This is a genomic window from Paracoccus angustae (assembly GCF_042648745.1).
Taxonomy (GTDB): domain Bacteria; phylum Pseudomonadota; class Alphaproteobacteria; order Rhodobacterales; family Rhodobacteraceae; genus Paracoccus; species Paracoccus angustae.
In genome coordinates, this window is sequence record NZ_JBHRXY010000066.1 from 1 (window position 1) to 7,790 (window position 7,790).

Below are 7,790 nucleotides of genomic sequence, written 5' to 3' on the forward strand. Positions count from 1 at the left end.
CCATAAACCATGCCAAAGCTTGCCAATCTGGAACAGTGACTGCTAGAGAGCCTAGAAGGCGGCAAAGCTTACTCTAAAGACCAGGCCGAATAGTCTTGCTTTTAATTATAAAAGGCAGGTTAACGAAATGATTGGAGATACAAATGAGCGAAATTATTAATGCGATAGGCGGCTTCTTGGGATTAATTGGAATTATAGCTGGTGTTTGGGGGTCTAAGCGGACTGATGCTCAAAAAAGTTTGCCCATTATTTTGTTTGGATTAGGGGCTATGCTAATAGTATTAGGCAGGTTGATTCAATGAATTCTTATGATTTTAAAATTTATGAAAGTTTGCCGTGAGACGCCATAGTGGGAGGGAGGTTTATTCCGGCAGCTTGTCGATCCAAACCCCGCAAAACCTGTAGCCTTCGGTGTTTGTTGCGATCCTGCCGCCTGCTTGCTCGCAAAAGATGCGCGGGTACTTCCCAAACTCGCGGGCATCTCCCCGCCCGATGATCCAGAACGCTGCCAAGACACCCAGGAGCGCCCCTGTGAGGACCGCAGAGGTCAACCAGACCCAGAACCCGCCAAACCACCTCCAGGCCTCTCTACGCGCCTCTCCGGCGGCCTTGCGGAGGTCTCCGGCTGCTTTGATGCTTTCGAGCTGCGCTTCGCGAATGGCCTCCTTGGCGCCTTCTGTGGCCGCATAGGCGGTGTGCTGGCGCAGATCGAGGGCGGCGGTGGCCAGGCTCTGCTCAATGCGGCTCTGGACGGCCGGGCCGACCTTGGCCATGCGGTCGAGGCCTTGGGCGACCACGGCATTGAGCTTTTCCGCTTCCTTCCGATCCAGGCTGGTGCGTTGCAGCTGGTCGATCTGGCGGCGGATCAGGGTGATCTCGTCGGCCAGGATCTCGAAGGGATCCTTGACGCTCACGGCTCACCCGCCCCGGCGCTTTGCGCCTTGGCATCGAGGTCTGCCAGCAAGCCCACCAGTTCCTTCTGATCAACCTCGCGGGTGACGGTCTTGCGCAGGGTGGCTGCCATCCAGCGGGCGATCTTCGGATCCTTCAAGGCCTCGGTGGTGACCACAGACCCGACGATGATCTTGCGGCGTGTCTCCGAAGCCTTGGCCCTGGTCTTAAGCCGGTTCAGCCGGGCCTGGGCCTCGGCAATCTGCTGGTCGATGGTGCGCGCCATTCTGCAATCCCTCGTTCGTCTAACAGTTGCAATTCTGGCCTTCTGGCTGCTACGGTGCAAGTCACGAAGTGCCCACTTATACAAACGCTGCGCGTTTGTGTGGGCAAGGGAACACCTGCGTTTCCCTTGAACCCTTAGCGAAGTGCAGCGCAGCCATGGCAATCTATCACCTGCGGGCCACGATGATTTCCCGCTCTGCTGGGCGCAGCGCCACGGCGGCGGCAGCCTATCGCAGCGCCGAGCGCATCCACGATGAGCGTACTGGCCTCAGTTTCGACTACCGGGCGCGCGGCGGTGTCGAGCATGTGGAGATCCTGGCCCCCGAACGCTCGCCGGACTGGGTCCAGGACCGCACCGCGCTGTGGAACGCGGTCGAGGCGGCCGAGACGCGCAAGAACAGCCAGGTGGCCCGCGAGATCCGGGTGGCGCTGCCGACCGAGCTCGATCGCGTGCAGCGCATCGAACTGGTCCGCGACTTCTGCCAGCGGTCCTTTGTGGACCGTGGCATGGTCGCGGACATCGCCCTGCACACGCCGGGGCGCGAAGGCGACGAGCGCAACCACCATGCGCATATCCTGCTGACCACCCGCGAGATCGGCCCCGACGGCTTTTCCACCAAGAACCGTGACTGGAACGCCAAGGAGCTGCTGGAGGACTGGCGCGAGGCCTGGGCGCGCGACAGCAACCATGCCCTGGAGCGTTGCGGCCACGAGGTGCGGATCGACCACCGGACGCTGGAAGCGCAGCGGGAGGAGGCCTTGGAGCGCTCTGTGCAGGCGCGGGAGCGCGGCGACGAGGCCGAGGCCTTGCGTGAGATGGTGCGGGCTGTGGAACTAGACCGCGCGCCCCTGCCGCAGCTGTCCCCCGGCGCCTGGCAGCTGAAGGAGCGCGGCATCGAGGTCGCAGCCGTTCAGCTGTGGCGCGAGGTCAAGGCGCAGGCTCTTGAGGTGGCACGAGTGGCGGAGCGGCTGTCGGTCCAGGTGCGGGAGTGGCTCGGGCGGACCATGGAACGCTTGGCGCCCGGGCACGAACTGGCGCATGCCGAAGGAGGGCAGCGCCGGGAACAGCGGGAGCCTCCCGGCCAAGGCTTAGATCAAAGCGCGGCCCAAGAATTGGCGGCACGGCTACGAGCGGCTTATGAGGTCCAGCAGGAGCGCAACGAACCAGATCTTAGCGAAGGCCGCCAGCCGATCAGTGCCAAGAGCCTGGCCGAGCGGCTGCGAGAAGCGGCGCAGAGCATCAACCCGGCTGTGGCGGCCGAGCGCGCCGCCAGCTTGCAGCAGGAACGCCTAGCCGAGGAACGGCAGCGGGGGCTAGATGCGGAGCACGTCAAGGAGCAGGAGCGAGTTCGCGAACGGGAGCGGAAAGAGCATGAGCGCGATCTGAGTGACGAGTATGGGCTGTGAGGGACTTTTCGAAGATGTATTTTCCCTCCGTCTAGCTTACTATACAAGCTTAAGCAGCACATATTCTACAATAATCTCTTAGCTCGGGAAGCTCCCCAATAAAAGCCTTTGCAACGCTAAAGGCTTCGGCTCCAAACATATTGGAAGGTGGGAGTTTGTCACGGAGACGTTTAGGCATCTCAGCTTTAGATATCTCATAAACCTTCCGCGTAACTTGCAAACCCAACTTTCCACGAACCCACTTTTTAAAATCTGACAATTCGAACAGCCTAACTCTAGAAATGAGTTGGTGATAGGATACGTCACCGCCAGAGTTAAGAGTCTCTGTCATTTTTTCTAGAACACGAACTTTCTTCTTCATGCCATTTTTCAAATCAAAAATTTTATCTAAGCCAAAATCGTCAAACTGAGGATGCTGTCCCTTTGCTCTTATTTCGCACATCAAAGCGCATACCATCCTGATTGCAGAAATTGCTTGCTCAAAATTACTGTTGAACAAAGTAAGAAAATCGCTTAATTCTCGGCCTGTCAGGGGTTTTTGACTATTCTTTTCAACTACATATTTAACGTAGTTTTCTCCAGTGAAATAGCTTTCGATGCTGTAAAATTCAGTTTTATAAACTCCCTCATGTGAAATACCTAGGTAATCATCAAAATCTCTATCAGCCAAATATATGATCTTTGGTTTTCTTCTCCAGTCGTAATCTTCCGCAACTTCTTTAAATCTTAAAAGGCTAGATTTACCCCCACAAGGAAACATCTTGGGCGTTTTTTCTGCGAGAGCTTCTCTGACAAAATCATAATAGAATCCTTTGTCGTCAGGCCCTTCAACTGCAACTATAATGTCCCAGGATTCGTAATCATCACCAAGAATCTCAATGAGAACTGCATTGGGATTAGATTGTTCATCTTTTAGTAGTTCTACAAAATCATCAATCATTTTGAACTGCTAGCCTGCGAACATCAACTACAGATTTGCGTAACTCATTGTCGAATACAAATGGGCTATGGGTGACAGCAAATACGCCAGCACAGCTTTCCGCAGCCAAAATGTCAGGAAGAAACTTCTTTTGCCAAGGCACAGACAAAGACAATTCTGGTTCATCTATGAGAACCAAGAGGCCTTCCTTCTTTGAAAGTAGTAGGTAAGCAAAGAGTGCTACAATTTGCTTCTCTCCGGAAGACAGTTGATCCAAGCTAACACTACTGGCATGTATTTTTTCTTTGCTAGAAAAATTTTCTATGACTTGTTTTATTTTGAACGCATCGTCAGAGAACTCTGCGAATTTTGAAGGCCCAAGATAATTCGATATTACTTCAATGAAGTAGTTAAGGCGCTTTTCTTTTTCTTTTGTCCTTGTGTGAGCCTCAATAAGCTGCTCCACGAACATTCCAAGAAATCTGTTTTCAGAGGAAGGTTGCCCAGAGCTTTTCTTTCTGAGAGCCTGAATTTTATCGTTAAGGATCTTGTGATCAGAATCTGTGAAAATATCCGTATTCAGGCGATCCTGAAACTCTGCAAGGTCTTTGTCGCTCATGGACCTGAGTCTGGAGAGGGAGTATTTTTTTATTCTTCCTCTTACAATGTCTCTAATGTACTCTTGGTATGCGCTTTCGATTGATGTTCTTCGAAAGTCGCGAACCTCTTCAACTGCACTATCAATAAGAGATTGGATATCCGCCATTCCGAAGCCGGATATTTCAATAAAGTTTTGTCCTTGGCGCTGGGAGGAGCCAGTTTTAGCTAGCTTTTCTTTTATTCTATCTTCAATATCTGGAAATATTGAGTGAATATCCTTTTCAATCCTTCTATAGGTCGGCAGGTATAATATAATGCCAAGATTTAGAGAGTTTAACTGATCCTCAGTTTCTTGAACACCAATCGAAAAGGTTAGCTCTCCTTGAACATATCTCATAAAGGAGCTGACTTGATGTAAAGGTATTCCAGCTACTTCTGATATGTATGATCTATCTGCTCTTGTTAGTGTTGGCTTTTTTAATAAATCCGTTGAGCCTGCAGCTCGAAGTTTTTCAAAAATTCGTCGAGCAGCTGGACTGCTATATCTATCACCCTGATAGGTATCTAGCGTCTCTCTATTTAGAGTGATTATTCCCTTTTCATGTTCTATCTCTAGGCGCTCAAATCCGTAAGATTGGAGTCGAACCCACTGTTGTGTGACAAAGAGATAAAAAAGAGAAAGGAATGTGCTCTTTCCTGTACCGTTTGGTCCGACTATGATTTTTGCAGACTTGTCAAAATTTACTTCATAATCTCTGAATCCTACAACTCCATAGGCACGGAAGGCTATGATACCAGACTGCTTCATTTACTAAGGCCCATAAACTAAATTGGATTTTGTGCTAGGTTTATTGCATTCTGTTTAGGTCAAGAAAGGCGCTGTTCGTTGTTGTTTCTTCTTCACACGTCTCATGCTCTCTTGGCAAGAATGGTCCTAGCGGTTCTTCCACCCTCGCCTCAGCGTCTCCAATCATACCAAGGCTCTAGGCATGTGTAGGCGTGCTAGGACGCGAGAACATTGAACCCAGTTGCTAACAGACACCCCGCTGTCGTTGCGTTGGTATACTGATCAGAGCTTGAGGTGATGATCTATCTCGCCTCAAGCATCATCAACTAACAACCAATCCCCACAAGCTTTAGCATGCACCCCCTCTTCAACCCTCGGCTGCCATCCGTCCTGTAACAGGTTTTATGACACGGGGTGGGGACGGGCGCGGGATCAGCCAGGGGTTGTGTGGGTCAGGGGGCGCGAGTGATAGAACGAAGGTACCTAGAAGGGCCACCAGCAGCGACGTACGGAGGGCGCGGCAGGCGGGCGCCGATGTTTGCGGGCATTCCGCATGGTCTGCCCTTGAGAACATACCCGTCCCTCCAGGCCCCTCTCTGATGCTTGCGTTTTTTGCTAGCTGATCTTATTTTTTCCCGATGAACAGCAAGCACCGTAAGACCCTGGCTACCGTTTTCGCCGATCCGGTGTCCGGCACCATCGAATGGGCGGCAATCGAAGGCCTGCTGCTGGCCGCAGGGGCGCGGCTGATCGAAGGGCGGGGATCGCGGGTGCGGTTCGAGAAGGAGGGCGAGGTGGCGACGTTTCATCGTCCGCACCCCGCCAAGGAAGCCAAACGGTACCAGGTGCGCGATGCCCGCGACTTCCTGGACCGGATCGGGGTAAGACCATGACCAATGCCATGACCTACAAGGGCTATGCGGCTCGGATCGAATACGACGACGAAGACGGGATCTTTGTGGGCCGGATCGCCGGTATCCGCGACGGGGTGGGTTTTCATGCCAACACCGTGGACGGGCTGCGTGAAGCCTTCCATGAGGCGGTCGAGGACTATATCGACACCTGCGCCAGGATCGGCAAGGAACCCCAGAAGACCTATTCGGGGCAGGTGATGTTCCGGGTCAGTCCCGAGGTTCACCGCAGGGCCGCCCTGGCCGCCGAACTGTCGGGCAAGAGCCTGAACCAATGGGCCGAGGAGGTGCTGGGCCGGGCGGCCGGGTAGCCGCGTGAAAGGCCCAGGGCGGTTCTACGCGAATTCTATCTGACAACTCGCATTAGCGCCGCCAAGGCCACCAGGAGCGGCGTGGAGGAAGGACAGCAGTCTCTGCAACGGGGGCGGTTGCCATATGCAGGGGGCGCTGATCAGTCAAAATGGCCGCAAGCTTGCGTCTTTCTTCCCCTTCCCGGTCCAACCTAGTTCGTAAGTCAGCAATCTGATCCGCACGATCGGCCAAAAGCTGATCTTGGCTTCGAACTCGCTCGCGCAAGACTGCAAGTTCTTCCATTAAAGCCCTGTTAGAACTAGTTTCTTGCTCTTGCGGCGATGTTGCATCTTTTTGCATTTCATCATTTTGCAAGACTTGCGCAAGGGCAGGAAAAACCCGGTGCAGTTCAGCAGGTTCAATCTGCCATGCTCCAGTGGGGTCCTTTGAAGCTGATATTTTTCCTGATTTTATAGCTCTTGTAATGGTAGCAATGTTCTTTCCAGTAGCCTTTGCTGCCTCCCCTGCTGTGTATTGCATAGCCTCTTGCTTCCCTTTGCATACTCTCTTGCTGCAAGTGTTGCGCTGCAACAGCTTTATTCCAAGTCCTCTTGCAGGTCAGTAGCAGGCAGATCGGGTTCCATACCGCTTAAAAACGGCTGCGAAGGTGGAGGAAGACCATCTCCAGAAGGAAGCTGCCCTTCGTTGCGGAACAAGCTGGGCAGGCGGCGTAGGGGCTCCTGACTTCCTAGTTCGGCCGCGTCTGGCTGTTCAGTATCTGAGATAACAACTGCTGCGCTGAACAAACTATAACGGATACCATCACGCTTTCCTGTCCATGCTACGCGATCGTTGATGATATGAGCATTGACGGTGCCGTTCTCTCCAATCTGCCGGATCTCGATCCATCGATCCGCGACTAGAACATCTACCGCGCGCTGGACTGTACGTCGGCTGCACTTCATTAGCTCTGACAAGGTCTTTTGGCTCACAACGACAGCATTATGCTCTCCGACACGAGCCGTAAGGATATGCATGAGTTGTGCTGCTTTAGGGGCCTTCTGGATCAAGCCAGCCCAAGCTTCATGCGCAGCCCGCTCTGTCTGAACCCAGTTACCAGGTGCCTTTTTCTTTGGAAGCTCAGCCATCATCTCATTTCCAAAAGTAGCCGTTTTGGCGCAGGGGTGCGCCATCTCTGTCAAAAATATGGACAAGAATGGCAATCTAGAAGTAAGCAATCAAGTCAAAAAATTTGACAAGTCTGACTTAAAAATTGCCAAAAATGGCGCACCCCTACGACATAGGCTATGGCGCACCCCTACGACACGAGCTATGACGCACCCCCCCCAATAAAAAAAAACAAAATCAATATCTTATTTTTTCGCCTTCTTATGATCTTAGGAAGGCAAAAAATCCACAGTCCGGGCGCACTTGTGCGCCGGGGGGGAGCGCCCGCCAGGAGGCTGGCGACCCCCCGCCGAACGGACGGGCTGTGGAGTTTTTGGCATCGGTCGGGAGGCCCCTGTAAGGGGGACGAGTGGCCGATCAGACGCGCTAAGGTGTTGCGTCAAGGCGGTACCGGATGGGGTGGATCAGGCAAGGAGGGGAAGAACATAGCCCCCCCATAAACCATGCCAAAGCTTGCCAATCTGGAACAGTGACTGCTAGAGAGCCTAGAAGGCGGCAAAGCTTACTCTAA

At 53.0% G+C, this 7,790-nt stretch carries 10 protein-coding genes; 4 read left to right on the forward strand and 6 right to left on the reverse strand.

All coding sequences use genetic code 11. From position 1 onward, the window contains the following. Positions 1-143: 143 nt before the first annotated feature. Positions 144-302, forward strand: a complete 159-nt coding sequence (locus tag ACFOM8_RS21990; RefSeq protein ID WP_377764520.1) for a hypothetical protein — start codon at positions 144-146, stop codon at positions 300-302. 60 nt (positions 303-362) lie between these two features. On the opposite strand, the gene ACFOM8_RS21995 is transcribed toward ACFOM8_RS21990, so the two are convergent. Together ACFOM8_RS21995 and ACFOM8_RS22000 are read right to left on the reverse strand one after the other, a co-directional pair. Continuing rightward, the gene (locus ACFOM8_RS21995; protein ID WP_377764521.1) at positions 363-914 is read right to left on the reverse strand and encodes a hypothetical protein; all 552 of its coding nucleotides are present in this window, start codon (positions 912-914) and stop codon (positions 363-365) included. Further along, complete coding sequence (locus ACFOM8_RS22000) at positions 911-1,177, reverse strand: hypothetical protein (RefSeq protein WP_377764522.1); 267 nt, start codon at positions 1,175-1,177, stop codon at positions 911-913. Before ACFOM8_RS22000 ends, ACFOM8_RS21995 begins: the two co-directional genes overlap by 4 nt. Positions 1,178-1,332: 155 nt before the next feature. On the opposite strand from ACFOM8_RS22000, the gene mobQ reads away from it, so the two are divergent. Then, on the forward strand, positions 1,333-2,583 hold the full coding sequence (gene mobQ, locus ACFOM8_RS22005; protein ID WP_377764523.1) for a MobQ family relaxase: 1,251 nt from the start codon (positions 1,333-1,335) through the stop codon (positions 2,581-2,583). A gap of 49 nt (positions 2,584-2,632) precedes the next feature. On the opposite strand, the gene ACFOM8_RS22010 is transcribed toward mobQ, so the two are convergent. Both ACFOM8_RS22010 and ACFOM8_RS22015 read right to left on the reverse strand, forming a co-directional pair. Beyond that, a complete protein-coding gene (locus ACFOM8_RS22010; protein ID WP_377764524.1) occupies positions 2,633-3,523 on the reverse strand; it encodes a DUF4435 domain-containing protein in 891 nt (296 codons plus the stop codon). Beyond that, positions 3,516-4,910, reverse strand: coding sequence for an AAA family ATPase (locus ACFOM8_RS22015; RefSeq protein WP_377764525.1), 1,395 nt, complete (start codon positions 4,908-4,910; stop codon positions 3,516-3,518). Before ACFOM8_RS22015 ends, ACFOM8_RS22010 begins: the two co-directional genes overlap by 8 nt. 617 nt (positions 4,911-5,527) lie before the next feature. On the opposite strand from ACFOM8_RS22015, the gene ACFOM8_RS22020 reads away from it, so the two are divergent. Further along, complete coding sequence (locus ACFOM8_RS22020) at positions 5,528-5,782, forward strand: type II toxin-antitoxin system HicA family toxin (protein WP_377764526.1); 255 nt, start codon at positions 5,528-5,530, stop codon at positions 5,780-5,782. Beyond that, positions 5,779-6,111: a type II toxin-antitoxin system HicB family antitoxin gene (locus ACFOM8_RS22025; RefSeq protein ID WP_377764527.1), complete on the forward strand. Its 333-nt coding sequence runs from the start codon at positions 5,779-5,781 to the stop codon at positions 6,109-6,111. The genes ACFOM8_RS22020 and ACFOM8_RS22025 overlap by 4 nt, the downstream gene beginning before the upstream one ends. A 52-nt stretch (positions 6,112-6,163) precedes the next feature. On the opposite strand, the gene ACFOM8_RS22030 is transcribed toward ACFOM8_RS22025, so the two are convergent. Next, positions 6,164-6,631: a hypothetical protein gene (locus ACFOM8_RS22030; RefSeq protein ID WP_377764528.1), complete on the reverse strand. Its 468-nt coding sequence runs from the start codon at positions 6,629-6,631 to the stop codon at positions 6,164-6,166. A 56-nt stretch (positions 6,632-6,687) separates the two neighbouring features. After that, the gene (locus ACFOM8_RS22035) at positions 6,688-7,305 is read right to left on the reverse strand and encodes a helix-turn-helix domain-containing protein (protein WP_377764529.1); all 618 of its coding nucleotides are present in this window, start codon (positions 7,303-7,305) and stop codon (positions 6,688-6,690) included. Positions 7,306-7,790: the final 485 nt, after the last annotated feature.